Source organism: Nocardia sp. IFM 10818, from assembly GCF_054655275.1.
In genome coordinates, this window is the sequence record NZ_BAAHJH010000001.1 from 2,251,565 (window position 1) to 2,266,923 (window position 15,359).

The 15,359-nt window shown below is 67.9% G+C and carries 15 protein-coding genes; 10 read left to right on the forward strand and 5 right to left on the reverse strand.

Annotation, left to right across the window (positions count from 1 at the left end):
* Positions 1–45 precede the first annotated feature (45 nt).
* The gene (locus ACYQ5L_RS10105; RefSeq protein ID WP_459957110.1) at positions 46–702 is read left to right on the forward strand and encodes a DJ-1/PfpI family protein; all 657 of its coding nucleotides are present in this window, start codon (positions 46–48) and stop codon (positions 700–702) included.
* Positions 703–709: 7 nt separating this feature from the next.
* On the opposite strand, the gene ACYQ5L_RS10110 is transcribed toward ACYQ5L_RS10105, so the two are convergent.
* The 4 genes from ACYQ5L_RS10110 to ACYQ5L_RS10125 form a co-directional block, all read right to left on the reverse strand.
* Positions 710–1,519, reverse strand: a complete 810-nt coding sequence (locus ACYQ5L_RS10110; protein WP_459957111.1) for an NmrA family NAD(P)-binding protein — start codon at positions 1,517–1,519, stop codon at positions 710–712.
* Positions 1,520–1,614: 95 nt separating this feature from the next.
* A complete protein-coding gene (locus ACYQ5L_RS10115) occupies positions 1,615–2,289 on the reverse strand; it encodes a histidine phosphatase family protein (protein ID WP_459957112.1) in 675 nt (224 codons plus the stop codon).
* Positions 2,290–2,402: 113 nt separating this feature from the next.
* Positions 2,403–3,707 (reverse strand): sensor histidine kinase, encoded by a 1,305-nt coding sequence (locus ACYQ5L_RS10120; protein WP_459957113.1) that lies wholly within the window; start codon positions 3,705–3,707, stop codon positions 2,403–2,405.
* On the reverse strand, positions 3,704–4,372 hold the full coding sequence (locus tag ACYQ5L_RS10125) for a response regulator transcription factor (RefSeq protein WP_459957114.1): 669 nt from the start codon (positions 4,370–4,372) through the stop codon (positions 3,704–3,706). The genes ACYQ5L_RS10120 and ACYQ5L_RS10125 overlap by 4 nt, the downstream gene beginning before the upstream one ends.
* 562 nt (positions 4,373–4,934) lie before the next feature.
* On the opposite strand from ACYQ5L_RS10125, the gene mgtE reads away from it, so the two are divergent.
* The 3 genes from mgtE (at position 4,935) to ACYQ5L_RS10140 (ending at position 7,945) form a co-directional block, all read left to right on the forward strand.
* Entirely contained in the window at positions 4,935–6,383 is a 1,449-nt protein-coding gene (gene mgtE / locus ACYQ5L_RS10130; RefSeq protein WP_459957115.1) for a magnesium transporter, read from the forward strand.
* 235 nt (positions 6,384–6,618) lie between these two features.
* Positions 6,619–7,581 (forward strand): class 1b ribonucleoside-diphosphate reductase subunit beta, encoded by a 963-nt coding sequence (gene nrdF, locus ACYQ5L_RS10135; protein WP_379199841.1) that lies wholly within the window; start codon positions 6,619–6,621, stop codon positions 7,579–7,581.
* Between the two features lie 145 nt (positions 7,582–7,726).
* The gene (locus tag ACYQ5L_RS10140; protein ID WP_459957116.1) at positions 7,727–7,945 is read left to right on the forward strand and encodes a hypothetical protein; all 219 of its coding nucleotides are present in this window, start codon (positions 7,727–7,729) and stop codon (positions 7,943–7,945) included.
* 6 nt (positions 7,946–7,951) lie between these two features.
* Here ACYQ5L_RS10140 and ACYQ5L_RS10145 read toward each other — a convergent pair whose 3' ends face one another.
* Positions 7,952–9,058 carry an ABC transporter substrate-binding protein gene (locus tag ACYQ5L_RS10145; protein ID WP_459963385.1) on the reverse strand — a complete coding sequence of 369 codons (1,107 nt, stop codon included), beginning with the start codon at positions 9,056–9,058 and terminating at the stop codon, positions 7,952–7,954.
* A 189-nt stretch (positions 9,059–9,247) separates the two neighbouring features.
* On the opposite strand from ACYQ5L_RS10145, the gene ctaD reads away from it, so the two are divergent.
* The 6 genes from ctaD to ACYQ5L_RS10175 all read left to right on the forward strand — a co-directional run bounded on the left by ctaD (position 9,248) and on the right by ACYQ5L_RS10175 (position 15,302).
* On the forward strand, positions 9,248–10,984 hold the full coding sequence (gene ctaD / locus ACYQ5L_RS10150) for an aa3-type cytochrome oxidase subunit I (protein ID WP_379199838.1): 1,737 nt from the start codon (positions 9,248–9,250) through the stop codon (positions 10,982–10,984).
* A 255-nt stretch (positions 10,985–11,239) separates the two neighbouring features.
* Positions 11,240–12,469 (forward strand): phosphoserine phosphatase SerB, encoded by a 1,230-nt coding sequence (gene serB / locus ACYQ5L_RS10155; RefSeq protein ID WP_459957117.1) that lies wholly within the window; start codon positions 11,240–11,242, stop codon positions 12,467–12,469.
* Positions 12,470–12,661: 192 nt separating this feature from the next.
* Entirely contained in the window at positions 12,662–13,108 is a 447-nt protein-coding gene (locus ACYQ5L_RS10160) for a protease inhibitor I42 family protein (RefSeq protein ID WP_459957118.1), read from the forward strand.
* Positions 13,109–13,202: 94 nt separating this feature from the next.
* Positions 13,203–13,994 (forward strand): aminoacyl-tRNA hydrolase, encoded by a 792-nt coding sequence (locus tag ACYQ5L_RS10165; protein ID WP_459963386.1) that lies wholly within the window; start codon positions 13,203–13,205, stop codon positions 13,992–13,994.
* Positions 13,995–14,223: 229 nt separating this feature from the next.
* Positions 14,224–14,415 (forward strand): hypothetical protein, encoded by a 192-nt coding sequence (locus tag ACYQ5L_RS10170; RefSeq protein ID WP_459957119.1) that lies wholly within the window; start codon positions 14,224–14,226, stop codon positions 14,413–14,415.
* A 53-nt stretch (positions 14,416–14,468) separates the two neighbouring features.
* Positions 14,469–15,302 (forward strand): ABC transporter ATP-binding protein, encoded by an 834-nt coding sequence (locus ACYQ5L_RS10175; protein ID WP_379199828.1) that lies wholly within the window; start codon positions 14,469–14,471, stop codon positions 15,300–15,302.
* The last annotated feature ends 57 nt before the right edge of the window (positions 15,303–15,359 follow it).

Sequence of the window (15,359 nt, forward strand, 5' to 3'; positions counted from 1 at the left end):
GCGCCCTGCGCATTTCCGCGGGTGATCGAGTGGCACCATCGAGGGATGGCCGAACCGACGCGCAAGATCGCGATAGTGCTCTTCGACGGGGTCGAGGAACTGGACTTCGCCGGGCCGTGGGAGGTGCTGGCGTTCTGGACGCGCACCGTGCCCGAGGACGGGTGGGAGGTGTTCACCGTGTCCCGGGACGGCGCCACGGTCACCTGCGCGAAGGGGCTGCGCGTCACACCGGACCACTCGTTCGGGACGATGCCGAATCCGGATGTGCTGCTGCTTCCCGGCGGCATGGGCACCCGGCCCATGATTCACGATCAGCCGATGCTCGAATGGCTGCGCGCGGTCCGCGAGACGACCCCGCTCATCACCAGCGTGTGCACCGGCTCGCTGGTCCTCGCCGCGGCCGGGCTGCTGGCCGGGCGTCCCGCGACGACGCACTGGCTATCGCTCGACGTCCTCGCCCAGATCGACCCGAGCATCGACGTCCGCCCCGACGAACGCTACGTCGACAATGGCGACATCATCACCTCCGCGGGCGTCTCCGCCGGCACCGATATGGCCCTGCATCTGCTCCAGCGCCTGGCCGGTGACGACCGCGCGCGCTGGGTGCGCCGCGGCATCCAATACGACCCGCAACCGCCCGCCGGCACCGAATGGCCGGCGGGCGAGGAGTGGAAACTCGGCTCGGTGGATCCACGAAAGTGATTGCGGCCTACCGGAAGCGGTCCGCGTGCTCGTCCACCCACTGCGCGAATGTCCGGGCCGGGCGGCCGAGCACCCGCGGCACCGTATCGTCGACCGTCGTGGACTCGGGGGTCGGTGCGGCATACCAGCCGATCACGTAATCGGCGTCCGCCCGCGAGACGCCGGTGCTCATCAGCCGTTCGACGGCCTGCTCATGGGTCATCCGGACGAACCTGATATCGCGCCCGATCACCTTGGACAACAAGGCGATCCGTTCGGTCGGCGTCAGCGATTCGGGCCCGGTGAGGTTGTACGCCTGCCCGGCGTGCCCGTCCTCGAGCAGCGCGACCGCGGCCACGGCACCGATATCCGCCTCGTGCACCAGCGCACTGAGATTGTCGTAGGGCTCCCGAACTTCCCCGTCGGCCCGAATCGACTCAACCCAGGTCAGCGTGTTGGACATGAACTCCTGCGGCTCCAACCGCGTCCACTCCACCCCCGATTCCGCCACCGCCTGCTCCACCGGCCCGACCCCGCCACCCCACACCACGGTAATCCGCCGCACCCCCGCGTCCACGGCCCGCCGCACCAACTCCGGCCCCACCTCCGCCAGCCCCGCCGTCACAGTGATGTGCAACCGCTCGACCCCCTCCAGCGCCGCCCCCAAAGTCACTGGCGCAGTATGCGTTCCCGCCACCAACTCCACCCCACCCGGCAGCACCTGCGCAGCCGCCCCCGGATCCCGGGTCAACGCCCGAACCCGCTCCCCCCGCCGCACCAATTCCGCCACCACATGCCGCCCGGTATTCCCCGTAGCACCCGTAACCAACGTCGTCATGACCTTCTCCTTCCGTCGCCCCGACGTTAGAACCCCAACAAAACTCGAGGTCAACCGTCATCGCTCTCGGCGAAATCGGGAATACGATCGAGAAATCACGAAAGTAGTTGTGGGGGAAGCGGCCTCAAGTGGGCGGTGTCGTTGTAGGTGGTGAGGCGGAGGCCGGAAGAGTTTCGTTCCCAACGGGTTATGGAGGCGTTGGCCAGTTGGGTGGATTCGATTTTGAGGATTTCGGGTTCGGTGAGGTTGGCGAGGATGTAGCGGGTCATGACGATGACTATGTCGTGGGTGAAGATGAGGGTGTGGCCGGTTAGTTCGGGGAGGAGGGGGCGGAGGCGGAGGGCTACGTCGGGCCAGGATTCGCCGCCGGGCGGGCGGTAGTAGAAGCGGCCCAGGCGTTCTCGTTCGCGGTGCTCGGCGGGGTGGCGGCGGCGGACGCCGAGGGCGGTGAGGCCGTGCAGGATGCCGGTGTCGCGGTCGCGGAGGCGTTCGTCGAGGCGGACGCGGGGGACGGGGAGGTCGTGCAGGGCGATCTCGGCGGTTTCGCGGGCTCGGCGGTAGGGGGAGGAGAGGATGGCGGTGGGCGGGGGCTGGGTGGCGAGCCAGGTGCGCAGGGCGGCGGCCTGGGTGTGGCCGCGGGCGGACATGCCGACGTCGGGATCTCTTGTGCCCTTGTCGAATTCCTCGGCTTCGACTTGGAGGGCGGCGGCCAGGGCCGCATTGGCCGTGCTCTCGCCGTGGCGGACCATCGTCAGTGATTCCAGCGTCACGGTCGTAGCCCAGCACAGGTCGGCACGGGATGCCACCGAACCGGCCGGTTTGTTACCTGCCGGGCGGACAGGGACAACCGCCCGGACCGTCGACGCGGTCCGGGCGGGCGGCATCACATGCGGGCGGGCTGGGCTCCGGCGGTGATGTCGGCGGGCGGGAGCCACAGGGTGGCAATGGTGCCGCCGCCGACGGCGGGCTCGATGGAGGCATTGCCGCCGTGCGCCTGGGCCACCCAGGCGACGAGGGCCAGCCCGATGCCATTGCGGCCCGTGCGACCGGCCGCGCCCCGGTTGAACGGGCTGGCCGACATGACCGGATCCACACCGGGACCGTGATCGCGGACCGAGACGCGACCCTCGGCGACATGGACCTCCACGGGCGCGGCCCGATTGACGGCGCCATGGGTGAGACCGTTCTCCAGCATGTTCCGGATGGCGAGGCTGAGCAGCGCCGGATCGCCGACGACCACCGACGGGTGCGCGGTGACGATGAGCCGCGGATCGGCGGCCTCCTCGGTGACGGCTTCGGCGAGCTGGTCCAGGCGCAGCATGGTGCGCTCGGGTTCGGCGATGCCCGATTGCATGCGGGCGCGGGCGAGCAGGCCGGTGACGAGACGGGCCATGCGGTCGGCGAGGCGGCGGGCCTCGGCGAGGGTCTGCTGCACCTCCTCGGGTTTCGGCCGCGATTCGGTGAGCAGCTTCAAAGTGGTGAGCGGCGTGCGCAATTCGTGCGCGGCATCGCCGAGGAACTGCTCGTGCTCGTCGAGCATGCGCAGCGCCTCGCGCTGGCTGCGGCCGGAGAGCAGATACGCGGCGGCGGTGGCCACCGCGACGAGCGCGAAACCGCCGATCGCCAGCCACAGCACCAGCATTCGATGCGCGCCGGCATCGGAGACGGCCTCGCTGCTGGCCAGGATGACGACGATATTGTCCCAGTCCGACCAGTACACCGGCGTTCCCACCACGCGCACCTCGCGCCCGGTGATATCGGTGGTGGTGAACACCGTCTCGGTGTAGATGGTGCCGTCGGAATGATCCTCGGTCTGCGTCGCCAGCGTCGAGATCTCGCTGTCGCTGGGCATTTTCGAGCGCTCGTAGGTGTGCGCCTGCTTCCACGGCTCACCCGGCCCGCGCACCGCCACGATCACCCCGGCCGTGCCCATGGCGAGCTCGTCGTCGACGACCTGGGACAGGTCCAGGCTCTTGGTTTCCTGGTCGTACTGGATGGCGCGCGCCAGCCCGGAGGACACCTTCTGCGCCAGCAGATCGGAATCGGCGGTGCGGAACCGGGAATCGACGGAGGCCGCGACGAATCCGAATATCAGCACCGTGGCCGCGGTGATGACGGTGACCAGCCCGGTCATCATCCATCGGGCCCGGCGCAGCCGGGCGACGGCGGGGGAGCGGTGCGCGCTCATGCCGCCTCGCCGGAGATGAGAAACCCGGTGCCGCGCACGGTTTCGATCACGCAGGGCTCACCGAGCTTGCGCCGCAGCTTCGCCACGACGGCGTCCACCACATTCGAGGCGGGCTCGGCCATTTCGTCCCAGCAGCATTCGATGAGATCGGTGCGCGTGACCACGCTGCCGCGGCGCGTGGCCATCAATTCCAGCACGGCGAATTCCTTGGGGGTGAGGGTCAGCATGATGCCGCCGCGCGACACCCGCCGCCGCATGAGGTCGATCTCGATGTCGCCCAGTGTGATTCGCGACGCGGTGGGCTGTTCGCGGCGCCGGCACAGCGCCCGCACCCGCATCACCAGCTCGGGCAGCGCGAAGGGTTTGGTGAGGTAGTCGTCGGCCCCGTGCTCGAATCCGGCCAGCCGGTCGTCGAGCCCGTCGCGCCCGGTCAGCATGAGCGCGGGCACGGTGTGCCCGGCGCTGCGGGTGCTCGCGACGAGGTCCAGCCCGTCGCCGTCGGGCAGCCCGCGATCGACCACCAGGCAGTCGTACCGGTTGATGGCGATCTTGAAATCGGCGTCGGCGATATCGCAGGCATGATCCACCGCGAAACCGGCCGAGCGCAGCCCGTCGGTCACCTCACGACTGAGTTGCTGATCGTCCTCCAGTACCAAAACACGCACAGAGGCAGAGACTAAGCCATGCTGGTCGAGCGCCCAATGGCTCGCGACGGCGTATGACCTCGAAATTATCGGAAAATTATCCCGGCGGACCGGACCGCTGTCCGCGGTGCCGCGACGAGTGCGCGGGGGCCGTGCGCCCAGTGCGCGCGGAAGCCGTGTGCCCGACCCTCTCACGGGAATACCGGCCGGGTCGAGCCACGTTTCCGATCTTGCTGCCCGGTCGGTGTGTCGCACCCTCCACATCGGTGTGTCGCGCACCGCGCCGGGCGTGATTTGGTGTCGGCCGGTATCCTGCACGAGGATGCTTTTTGCGTCGTCGCCGGGTGAATTCGTGTCCACCCGGGGCGGCCCACCCGCCGGTGGCGGGTGACGTACATGGTGCACGACGGCTTCGAGGAGGTGGGTTGCATGCGTAGCGAACCCCCCAGTCGAAGGCCGCGCGGCGCCGCCCCCTCCATCTGCCGATAGTTCCTTTACCGGCGGTAAGGGTCGGTGCCTCGCGGTGTGACTCGGTGTATCCATCCGCTCACCCACGACTCGCCGTTCCGGCCGAGGTTCCGCCATGACGCAGACCGATCTGCCCGTCGTTTCGACGCTGCCCGCCGTCCTTCCGACGCTGCCCGAAAACAGCCTGCCCGAGGAGCTCCAGTCGCGCGCCACCGGCCGCGGCACGCTGTGCTCCGAGGGTGATTCGCTGCGCGATATCGCCGGCGGCCATCACGTGGCCGCCACCCTGGAGTGGCTGGACAATCATCCGCCGCACGTCATCGCCGACGAGATCTCGCGCATGGACGCCGTCTCCGCGGGCCTGGCCTTCCGCCTGCTCGACAAGGACCGCGCCCTCGACGTCTTCGAGGAGCTGGAACCGGTCGACCAGCAGCAGATCCTCACCGGCCTGCGCGATCACGCCTTCCGCGAGCTCGTCGAGGAGATGGATCCCGACGACCGCGCCCGCATGCTGCGCGAAGCCCCCGCCAAGGTCGCCAAGAAGGTCCTGGCCGGGCTGAGCCCGCGCGAACGCCGCATGACCGCGGCCTTGCTGGGCTACCCGGAGGGTTCCGTCGGCCTCTACATGACGCCGGAAGTCGTTGCGCTGCCGCGTAATCTGCCCGTCGCGCAGGCGCTGCACATGGTGCGCACCGAGGGCGCGAACGCCGAGACCGTCTACACCCTGCCGGTGGTGGACGCCGGCCGCCGCCTGATCGGCATCGTGGAACTGCGCGAGCTGGTGCTCAGCTCCCCCGACGCCATGATCGCCGATCTGGTCGAATCCGAGCCGGTCTTCGTCCGCGCCACCGATTCCGCGGAGAAGGCCGCCCGCCTCATGCAGGGCGCGAACCTCATCAACCTGCCGGTGGTGGACAGCGAGGACCGCCTGGTCGGCCTGCTCACCATCGACGACGCCGTCGAGGTCATCGAGGCCGCCGACTCCGAGGACGTCGCCCGCCAGGCCGGCGCCGCGCCGTGGGAGGGCCACTACATGGCCGCCACGGTGTTCCAGCTGGCCCGCTACCGCGCCCTGTGGCTGATGCTGTTGCTGCTGGCCGCGACGCTGACGGTGAGCGTCACCGACTTCTTCTCCGGCACCCTCGAGCAGGTGGCGCAGCTGGCGCTGTTCATCCCGCTGCTCATCGGCGCGGGCGGCAATGCCGGTGCGCAGGCGGCGACCTCGTGCGTGCGCGCGCTGGCGGTCGGCGAGGTCCGCGTCTCGGATCTGTTCAAGGTGATCTGGCGCGAATGCCGGGTCGGACTGGTGCTCGGCGGCATGCTCGCGGTGGTCGGCATGGTGATCGGCGCGCTCTTCGTGGGCGCGAAAATCGCTGTGGTGGTGGGCATTACGCTGGTGCTCATCTGCGGCTGGGCGGCCACCATCGGCGGCACCATGCCGCTGCTGGCCAAGAAGCTGCGCATCGATCCGGCGGTCATCTCGGCCCCGATGGTGACCACGCTGGTCGACGCGACCGGTCTGATCATCTACTTCACCACCGCGAAACTGGTGCTCGGCATCTGATCGGCAACCGCTGCCGGGGGCGGTTTCGATACCCGCCCCCACCTGCTGTGACCGATTGCACCGCTGTAGATTTCCGGTCGGTGCAGTGCCCTGCCGCACCCTGTCCGGCATTCTCCCAGGACAACACCTCGACACAAGGTCTTGTGCTACATGAGTATGTCGTCCACAAGTAGTAGTGTTCAGGGCAAGGAATTCCGCATGGTCACGGTGAGCTGAGAAGGGTGAGTGAGCGGGTGTGAAGCTGATCGATCGAGTGAGCGCGATCAACTGGAACCGCGTGCAGGACGAGAAGGACTCGGAGGTCTGGGATCGGCTCACGGGCAACTTCTGGTTGCCGGAAAAGGTTCCGGTCTCCAATGACATCCCGTCCTGGGCCACGCTGACTCCCAATGAGAAGCAGCTGACCATGCGGGTCTTCACCGGCCTCACCCTGCTGGACACCATCCAGGGCACGGTCGGCGCGGTCAGCCTCATCCCGGACGCGCTGACCCCGCACGAGGAGGCGGTGCTGACGAACATCGCCTTCATGGAGTCGGTGCACGCCAAGAGCTACAGCCAGATCTTCTCCACGCTGTGCTCCTCCAAGGAGATCGACGAGGCCTTCCGCTGGTCCGAGGAGAACCGGAACCTGCAGCGCAAGGCCGAGATCGTGCTGGAGTACTACAACGGCGAGGATCCGCTCAAGCGCAAGGTGGCCTCCACCCTGCTGGAGTCCTTCCTGTTCTACTCCGGCTTCTACCTGCCGATGCACTGGTCCTCGCGGGCCAAGCTCACCAATACCGCCGATATGATCCGCCTGATCATTCGCGACGAGGCCGTGCACGGCTACTACATCGGCTACAAGTTCCAGAAGGGCCTGGAGCTGGTCTCCCAGGCCGAGCGCGACGAGCTCAAGTCCTACACCTTCGAGCTGCTGTTCGAGCTGTACGAGAACGAGGTCGAGTACACCCAGGATCTCTACGACGAGGTCGGCCTCACCGAGGACGTCAAGAAGTTCCTGCGCTACAACGCCAACAAGGCGCTGATGAACCTCGGCTACGAGGGCCTGTTCCCCAAGGACGAGTGCGATGTGAACCCGGCGATCCTGTCGGCGCTGTCGCCCAATGCCGATGAGAACCACGACTTCTTCTCCGGCTCGGGCTCGAGCTACGTGATCGGCAAGGCCGTGAACACCGAGGATGAAGACTGGGAGTTCTAGTCCGCCCTGGGTAAGGGGGTTGCCGGGGAAGCCCCTGCGACCCCTTTTCCATGCGCCGGCGCACGATCACGAATCCTTCACGGTCCGCATGATGAATTCGTAGCGGTGGCCGCCCGGGCCACCGCTACGAAAGGTTTTGCGGCACATGAAGTTCAAGACTGTACTCGCGGCAGGTGCGCTGGCGCTGGGCGTCGTCGCGTCGGGCTCGGCCATCGCCAACGCCGATGAGGTCTACTACGGCAACTACGGCACCCTGGCCGCCTGCGAGGCCGACGGCGCCAATGGTCCGGCCCACCCGGACTGGACCAACTACCAGTGCCGCGAAGCGGTCGACGGCACCTGGAATCTCTACCTGCAGGGCTGATTTCGCTCAGTCGGTCACATATCCGTTGAGCGTCTTGCGGATATCGTCCAGCAATGCTCGAGCGGCGATGACCCCGGAACCGTGCCAGATGCTGTCCTCGACCGCGAACACCCGCTTGTCGCCGGACACGCTGAGCTCTTTCCAGTCATCGCCGCTCATGGTCTTCTTGCCGAACTCCAGCCCGTCCGGCCCGTCGAACATGACATAGGCGATATCGCCCTCGATCCGGTCCCGGGTCTGCTGCGCGCTCAGATCCGCGCCCACATCGTAGGAGACGACCCGCTGCGGTCCGGGCCGCTGCACGCCGGCATCGGTGAGCACCTGCCCGGCGAAGCTGTCGAGCCCCTGCATCTGGATATCGTCGCGCTCGAAGCGCAGCACCGACGCCTGGGTCAGATTCGCCGCGACCGCATTCCCGGTATCGGTGGCCACGGTCCGATAGTCCTCGAGCACCGTGGCCGCCGCCGTCTTGCGGCCCAGCGCCTCGGCGAACGAGGTGAACTCGGCCTGCCAGCCGAAGTCGTCGCCGACCAGCACCGTCGGCGCGATCTCGCGCATGGCCCGGTACTGCGCCCCGTCGGCCGCCGTCCCGAGGATCACATCCGGTTTCAACGCAGCGACTTTCGCCGGATCGGGCTGCCCGACCGAGCCCACATCGGGAATCTCGGAGATCCCGTACCCCAGATACGACGGCTGCGGCGTCGGCCCGGAAACCGTTGCCGCGCCGACCACTCGCTCCCACAGCCCGAGCGCGCAGGTGGCGTCGAGGGCCGCGGTGGACAGCACCACGATGCGCTTGGGATCGGCGGGCACCTCGGCGGTCCCCGCCGCGCTGTTGATGGTGCGCGTCCCCGACGAGGAATCGGGCGAACTCGGCAGCGCGCACGCCTTCGCGGTGTCGCGTTCCAGACCCACCACACCGGCTCCGGCGATATTGGTGGTGGTGCGCACAATCGAGCTCATCGCGTCATCATCGGATCCGGAGCATCCGGCGAGTAGCCCCGGTAGTACCGCGGCCGCCGCGAGAACCACCCCCCAGGTGCGCAAACGTCGCGCGGGGGCAGCTGGGGAGGCGAACGTGTTTCGGGTGGAAGCGGACTCGCGCACCGGCATGGCTGGCAGCGTACTCACCGCTCGCCCCGCCGCCCAATTACGACACAGAGTAGGACCACCTGGCGACCGGTGGGGCAGCACGGTTTACGATCCATGACAGCGCATGCCGCCCGTCGTTCGTCTGTGCACGAATCCGGACGCCGGTAGCACCCGCGACGAACGACCAGAAGGTACCTGTCAGGAGGTTCAGTGACTGCCGTAGAGCCACGCCCAGTCCGTGAAGTGGAAGCGGCTCGGCCATACCCGCAACGGACGGGTCCCAAGGGTTCGTTCATCTACAAGATGGTCACCACCACGGACCCGAAGGTCCTCGGCGTCATGTACCTCGTGACGGCCATGTCCTTCTTCCTCGTCGGCGGCCTGATGGCGCTGCTCATGCGCGCCGAGCTGGCCCGGCCGGGCATGCAGTTCCTCTCGCCCGAGCAGTTCAACCAGCTGTTCACCATGCACGGCACGATCATGCTGCTGTTCTATGCGACCGCGATCGTGTTCGGCTTCGCCAACATCATCCTGCCGCTGCAGATCGGCGCGCCCGACGTGGCGTTCCCGCGTCTGAACGCGTTCAGCTACTGGCTGTACCTGTTCGGCGGCTCGATGGCCACCGCGGGCTTCATCACCCCGGGCGGCGCGGCCGACTTCGGCTGGACCGCCTACACCCCGCTGTCGGACATCGTGCACTCGCCCGGCGTGGGCGCCGACCTGTGGATCCTGGGTCTGGCCGTGTCCGGTCTGGGCACCATCCTCGGCGGCGTCAACATGATCACCACCGTGGTCTGCCTGCGCTGCCCCGGCATGACGCTGTTCCGCATGCCGATCTTCACCTGGAACATCCTGGTGACCTCGGTGCTGGTGCTGCTGGCCTTCCCGCTGCTGACCGCCGCGCTGATGGCGCTGGCCTATGACCGCCACCTGGGTGGTCACATCTACGACCCGGCCTCCGGCGGTGTGCTGCTCTACCAGCACCTGTTCTGGTTCTTCGGGCATCCCGAGGTGTACATCATCGCGCTGCCGTTCTTCGGCATCGTCTCGGAGATCTACCCGGTCTTCAGCCGCAAGCCGATCTTCGGTTACACCACCCTGGTCTACGCGACGCTCGGCATCGCGGCGCTGTCCATCGCGGTGTGGGCGCACCACATGTACGCCACCGGCGCGGTGCTGCTGCCGTTCTTCTCGTTCATGACCTTCCTCATCGCGGTCCCGACCGGCGTGAAGTTCTTCAACTGGATCGGCACCATGTGGCGCGGCCAGCTGACCTTCGAGACCCCGATGCTGTTCTCCATCGGCTTCCTGGTGACCTTCCTCTTCGGTGGTCTGTCCGGTGTCGTGCTGGCCTCCCCGCCGATCGACTTCCACGTGTCGGATACCTACTTCGTGGTCGCGCACTTCCACTACGTGCTCTTCGGCACCATCGTGTTCGCCACCTTCGCGGGCATCTACTTCTGGTTCCCCAAGATGACCGGCCGCATGATGGACGAGCGCATGGGCAAGTGGCACTTCTGGGCCACCTTCGTGGGCTTCCACACCACGTTCCTGGTGCAGCACTGGCTGGGTAACGAGGGCATGCCGCGTCGCTACGCCGACTACCTGGACAGCGACGGCTTCACCGGCCTGAACACGGTCTCCACCATCGGCGCCTTCATCCTGGGCGCGTCGATGCTGCCGTTCATCTGGAACGTCTTCAAGTCCTACCGCTACGGCGAGGTCGTGACCGTGGACGATCCGTGGGGCTACGGCAACTCCCTGGAGTGGGCCACCTCCTGCCCGCCGCCGCGGCACAACTTCTACGAGTTGCCGCGCATCCGCTCCGAGCGCCCCGCGTTCGAGCTGCACTACCCGCACATGGTCGAGCGCATGCGCGCCGAGGCCCATGTCGGCTGGGGCTCCAAGTCCCACACCGTGCACGAGCTGGAGAAGATCGGGAAGTAATCCCGAACCACAGCCACGCGGCGTCCGTCGAAAGACGGGCGCCGCGTTCGCGTTCGCACCAAGATCACCGGGAACTGGTGGCGGCGTTTCGCGAGAAGGCCCCGCCACCAGTTCCCGGTCGGCGCATTTTCACTCTCGGGGCGAGGTGACACCCGCCACCCGGATAACGGGCGACGCGGGTCGTTCGACTAACACCTGACAGAATGAGTCCGCCGCTGAACGCAGGTGGCGCAGTCGCGAGAACGGGAGTTTCGATTGAGCACGTCTGACACGACGGTTCTGGTCACGGTCACCGGACCCGACAAGCCGGGCGTGACGTCGGTACTGCTCGCGGCGTTATCGCACAATGGCGTCAGCCTGCTCGATGTCGAACAGGTCGTCATCCGCGGCCGCCTCACCCTGGGCGTGCTGGTCTCCTGTCACACCGATCCCGAGGATCTGCAGGATCAGCTCGAGGACGCCATGGCCAGCATCGGCATGAATGTCGATGTGGAGATCGGCCCCAATTCCGTGACCGGCGCGAAGCTTTCCACCCATGCCGTGGTGGTGCTGGGCAGCCCGGTGACCGCCCGGGCGTTCAGCGCGATTTCGCGCAAGCTGGCCGAGCAGGGCGTGAACATCGACTCCATTCGCGGCATCGCCGACTATCCGGTGACCGGTCTGGAACTCGGGGTCACCGTGCCCTCCGGCGACGCCGATACCGAGACCACGCTGCGCACCACGCTGTCCGTGGTCGCCGCCAAGGAGAGCGTCGATATCGCCGTCGAGCGGGCGGGCCTGGCGCGACGGGCCAAGCGGCTCATCGTGTTCGACGTGGACTCCACCCTCATCCAGGGCGAGGTCATCGAAATGCTGGCCGCGCACGCCGGCGTCGAGGACGAGGTCCGCAAGGTCACCGAGGCCGCCATGCGCGGTGAGCTGGACTTCGCCGAATCGCTGCGGCAGCGGGTGGCCACGCTGGCCGGGCTGGACGCCTCGGTCATCGACGAGGTCGCCGATCGCATCGAGCTGACCCCGGGCGCGCGCACCACCATTCGCACCCTGCGCCGGCTGGGCTTCCGCTGCGGCGTGGTGTCCGGCGGCTTCCGCCAGGTCATCGAACCGCTCGCGCACGAACTGGAATTGGACTTCGTCCAGGCCAATACGCTCGAGATCGTCAATGGCAAGCTCACCGGCAAGGTGGTCGGCGAAATCGTGGACCGCGCCGCCAAGGCCGTCATGCTGCGCCGCTTCGCCGCCGAGACCGGGGTGCCGATGGAGCAGACCGTCGCGGTCGGCGACGGCGCCAACGACATCGACATGCTCAATGCCGCGGGCCTGGGCATCGCCTTCAATGCCAAGCCCGCGCTGCGCGAGGTCGCCGATGCCGCGCTCTCGCACCCGTACCTGGACGCGATCCTGTTCATCCTCGGCGTGACCCGCGACGAGGTCGAGGCGGCCGACGCTCTGGACGGCGGCGTGCGGCGAGTCCCGCTCGGCCGCTGAGCGCCCGAAGCCGAAGCCGTTTCGCCATACCGGCGCGCTTTTGGCCGGAATCCACGAGCCGCGGCGGATCCCGGCCGAGCGCACGCCGGGATGACAGGCGGTGCGACTCGTCCGATTCGCCTGGCCCGTTCGGAGCCTTTCCGTCGGTAGCGTGGCCGGAGGAGATCCGGTCATGACGATGGGAGGCTGTTCGTGCGGGTGCGTACATCACTGGCGGTGCTGCTGCTCGGCCTGGCGCTGACCGGGTGCGGGGACAACGAGAATCCGAACACGGTGCAGCCGACGACCACCTCGGCCGGCGCCGCGGAGACCATCGACGTGGACGAGGACGAGAACAACCAGGCCCGCACGCTGGTGGTCGGCCAGGCGATCAAGGTGGAGCTGAAGGCCAATCCCAGCACCGGATCCTCCTGGCAACTGGGGGAATTGGACCAGAACATCGTCAAGCAGAACGGTGAGCCGGTCTTCGAACAGGACACCAGCGACGGCGGGCCCAAGCCCGGTCAGGGCGGCGAGACCACCTGGTGGTTCATCGGCATCAACCCGGGCACGACCCGGCTCGTGCTGAACTACGGCCGACCCTGGGAAAAGGACGTGCCGCCCGTGCAGACCTTCACGCTGAACCTCACCGTCCGGTAGCCGGGCGGGAATGCGGGCGGCCGATGCCGGTTGCCGCACCGAGAGTGCGCTGCGGCAGCGGCTTTCGCCGGGTCGCTAGGCTGGCCCGCAGGTGATGTCGTGCGGGGCCGCGGCCGATAGGCGGCCCGCGGAAGGAGTGCGGGTGTCCAGCATCGAGTCCACCGTGGACGCCGGATTCGCGGTCAGGCACGCCGAGCTGGCGCGCGGGTACGGCGGCGGGGGAGATCCGGCGGATCCGGCGCTGGTGCAGGCCATGCAGATGGTGCTGCACATCCCGAAGAACGATCCGCCCGGGCGCAGCGCGCTGCTCGCGGCGGCGGCCTCGGCGGTGGTGGCGCTGTGCCTCGACGAGCGGGTCGGCCCCGACGGCGAGTGGGAGGAGCGCTACCTGGGCTGGAAGCGCTCCCGGATTCGCAAGGTGGCGCGGCGGGCCCGCGGCGCGCACTGGCTGGCCGCGCAGGAAGTGGACGGCGTGACAGCCGAATTCGAGGGCGCGCAGGCGCGGGCGCTCGTGCCCGGCCCGGTCGGCGACATCGACCCGCGCATCAAACGCCTCCAGATCGGCGGCACCGAACTACCCGTCGATGAGCCCGGGGAGATCGATGACACGTATCCGGTGCTATGGGTGAACGCGGATCTGGGTATGACGGTAGGTAAGGCCGCCGCGCAGGTCGGGCATGCGAGCATGCTGCTGGCCGGCGCCATGCCGGTGCAGCGGGCGTATGCCTGGGCGGCGCGCGGTTACCGATGCACCGTCGCCGAGGCCGACCCGGAGCGCTGGCGGCATTTGCTGCGCCGGGAGGCCGACCGGACCGCGGTCGCGGTGCGTGACGCCGGGTTCACCGAAGTGGCGCCCGGGTCGACGACCGTGATCGCGGTGCCCTGAGCGGCTCGCCGCGCCGTGTGGCCCGGCGGGTTTCAGCTCGGCGCGGCCCGGGTATCGGTTCCGGTACTGACCGTGGTGGCCGGGGCATTCGAACGATTGGTGAATGTCGCGTGTCCCAGCTGCGAACCGGATGGTCGGCGTGCTGGCATATATGTGCACGCCCGCTCGACTTCCCCGGATCAGAGGGCAATGATCGGTGCACGAGTTTCCTGAAAGGAAACCAACGGAAATGACGACACTGCTGTTGATTCTCATCCTCTGGGTGGTGCTCTCGGTTCCGGCCGCACTGCTGTTCGCGCGCATGTTCCGGTCGACGAGCGCCGACGCGCGCGCTCGCGGCGATCGGACGGAGCTAACCACCCCCTTGGAATTCGACGGTCCGGCTGACGAATTCACGTCGGGACCCCATCGGAGGCGATGACACGCACAGATATTTCGCACCACGTTGACGATCGTCCAGGGCGGTGGGCAAAGATGGACCCCGTGCCACAACCGGATCCCGATCTGCTCATCGATTTCAACGATGTCACCGTCCGACGCTCGGGCCATACGCTCGTAGGACCTGTCACCTGGCAGGTGGAGCTCGACGAACGCTGGGTTGTGCTCGGCCCCAACGGCGCCGGGAAGACATCGCTGCTGCGGATGGCGGCGGCCGAGATGTACCCGACCTCGGGCAGCGCCAATCTGCTGGGCGAGACCCTCGGCCGCGTCGATGTGAACGAGCTACGCCCGCGCATCGGCCTGTCCTCCGCCGCCGTCGCCAGTCGCGTGCCGCGCGACGAGAAGGTGGGCGATCTGGTGGTGTCGGCCGGGTACGCGGTCATGGGCCGCTGGCGGGAACGCTATGACGAGGTCGATACCGACCGGGCCGTGGACATCCTGGAAAGCCTGGGCGCGGAACACCTTTCCGATCGCGCCTACGGGACGCTGTCGGAGGGCGAGCGCAAGCGGGTGCTGATCGCCCGCGCGCTCATGACCGATCCCGAACTGCTGCTGCTCGACGAGCCCGCCGCCGGACTGGATCTGGGCGGGCGCGAGGAACTGGTGGAGCGCCTCGGCGATCTGGCCGCCGATCCGGACGCGCCCGCGACGGTGCTGGTGACCCATCACGTGGAGGAGATCCCGCAGGGCTTCACCCACGGCATGCTGCTCAATGAGGGTGCGGTGGTGGCGCAGGGCCTGCTCGAGGATGTGCTCACCGCCGAGAACCTGAGCGAGGCCTTCCGGCAGTCCATCACCCTCGATCGCATCGACGGCCGCTACTTCGCCCGGCGCAGCCAGCGTTTCGGGCGGCACCGGACCCGCTGAATCCGGTGCGCGGTCCGGCCGCGCGGAATTCACCGGCCTGCCACCGGATATCCCGGC